The sequence below is a fragment of the Dietzia sp. NPDC055343 genome, from assembly GCF_053645265.1.
Genome location: NZ_JBSHMJ010000115.1, coordinates 1 through 2,137, shown reverse-complemented (window position 1 = coordinate 2,137; position 2,137 = coordinate 1). Strand labels below are relative to the sequence as shown.

The 2,137-nt window shown below is 68.8% G+C and carries 2 protein-coding genes; one reads left to right on the top strand and one right to left on the bottom strand.

Translation table 11 applies throughout. The features are described from left to right. The coding region (locus tag ACWIE7_RS18895) for a glycosyl hydrolase family 65 protein (protein ID WP_454070287.1) at positions 1–363 on the top strand (363 nt) is incomplete at its 5' end. 604 nt (positions 364–967) lie between these two features. Here ACWIE7_RS18895 and ACWIE7_RS18890 read toward each other — a convergent pair. Continuing rightward, the gene (locus tag ACWIE7_RS18890; protein ID WP_454070286.1) at positions 968–1,834 is read right to left on the bottom strand and encodes an endonuclease domain-containing protein; all 867 of its coding nucleotides are present in this window, start codon (positions 1,832–1,834) and stop codon (positions 968–970) included. Between the last annotated feature and the right edge of the window lie 303 nt (positions 1,835–2,137).

The window sequence follows — 2,137 nt, the reverse complement described above, 5'->3', positions numbered from 1 at the left end:
GTGCACGGCAACGCCGCCGACGGCATCCACGTGGCCTCGACCGGGGGTGTGTGGTCCGCGCTGGTGAGCGGGTTCGGCGGCATGCGCGACTACGGTGGCGACATCTCGTTCGACCCGCGCGTGCCCGCCGAGTGGGGCGCGCTGACGTTCCGGCTGACCGTGCGCGGGACGCTCGTGAAGGTCCGCGTGACGCACACCGAGATCACGATCACCAACCTCGACGGCGTCGACTTCGACTGCACCGTGCAGGGACGCCAGGTGTGGGTGCCGGCGGGGGAGACGATGGTCCTGGAGCTGGATGACCGGGCCCGCGTGTGCCTGTCCCACGCAGAGTCGGCGGGCGAGCAGGCGCCGCTGCCCTGACCCTGCCCGGGCCCTGCCCCGGCCCCGGCCCCCGCCGGCTCGCTCGGTCCGGCTCGAACACGGTCCGGCTCGCTCGGTCCGGCTCGCTCGGTCCGGCTCGGGCACGGCCCCGGCCTGCCGCTTTCCCGGAGTCGGCGCGGGCGCGGCCCGGCCTGCCGCGTCCCGGAGTCGGCACGGCCGCGGCCCGCGTTGTGGGCGCGCTGCTGTCGCGATCCGACGCTTGTGCGCGTGGCCAGCGCATCTGACCTCGTTTGCGCTGGCTCCGTGACCTGCGCTGACTTGTTATACGGATTCCGGGGACTTGCGCTGGTGGCTGGGACCAACCAGCCAGCCTAGGGCGAGTAGCCAGCGCCAGTAGGGGCACTTGCGCTGCTGTCGTGCTCATTCGGCGTCCGGAGCGTCTCGATGAGGGCGCTTTTCCTCACGGCCGCGAACACAGAGCCAGCGCACATGCCGGAGCTGGGCACAGAGCCAGCACATGCAGCCTCGCTTGCGCTGGGTGTCCGCTCATTTGTCACCGAGCCAGCGCATCCGGCGGCCGTCGCGCTGCGCGGTTGCGCGGTGCGCGGTTTGGCGAGTGGGCGCCGAACTCACGTCGAACGTCCTATGCCGCCGCTGCTCTCCGTAGAAGGTATGCCGCGCGGACCTGCTCGAGAACGTCGTCTTGCTGATGGCGGAAGATCCTGCGGTCGACCACGATGACGATCCACCCCGCTGCTTGCAGGCGGTTTCGTCGGTGGCGGTCCTTGGACTGTTGGACCGGGTCGTCGTGGTGGGGGCCGTCGTACTCGACGGCGATCTTGTGTTCCGGGTCCGCCAGGTCGAGGCGATAGCGGAGTTCGGGTACCTCGACCTGGGGAACGAAATCAGTGAACCCTGCCTCTTTGAGGAACAGGCGCGTCTCGGTTTCCCGCGGGGACTCACTACGGGGATCCGCATCCTCGAGAACCTTCCGGGCACGGGCGACGCCCCAGGTGCCAGCCATGTACGTCACGGTTTCGGCAAAAGCGGCCCGGGACAAGCCATGACGGTAAAGCTCCTCGATCGCCTGTACGCCCTGCACGTGATCGCTGAATCTCGCCAGATCGAAAGCTGTCCAGCGGTGCGCGGTCACGCGGACCCCACGTAGCGTGATCACCGCCTGTTCCGGAACCGAATACCGCCTGATCCGAAGGCCTCGTCGTTCCCGGCCATGAGGCCCGACGGACAGTTCCGGCACCGTGTCATGGCGCAGAGGGGCGACTCCGTGGATGACGGCTGCCGACCAGCCGGTCAACACGGCGCCCGGGTAGAGGCGGGAGTACGCGACCGAGAGGGTTTCGAGATCGCGGGTGACGCCGGATGGGAGCCACAGCCCGTCGACCACCTTGACGAAGGCCCGCTCACGGCGGCGTCGCGGAATGTGTGAGATCTCGTGAGTCAGACGAGCGAGAGACAGTGCGGGATGCTCGTCATGAGTGCTGTTGGTCATGGCCGTGATGATGCCCGGCACTGAGCACGACACCGTCCGAATGGCGGCGTGATGATCGGTCTGCTGTGGAGAGGCTGGAGGCTGTGGAAACAGCCCATAACGGAGCGCGGACTGCGGCGCCGGACCCTCTCCGGGCAGCTGGCCAGCGGGCCAGCGGGCCAGCTGGCCAGCGGGCTCGGCGGGTCAGCGGGGCTCGTCGGGCTGAATACGCAGGACGTGCAGGGAAGTGGCGAGCCCGTCGTACTGCGCCACCAACTGCACCAGCGCCACCAGCTCCGACGAATTGAGATGGGAGGACAGACG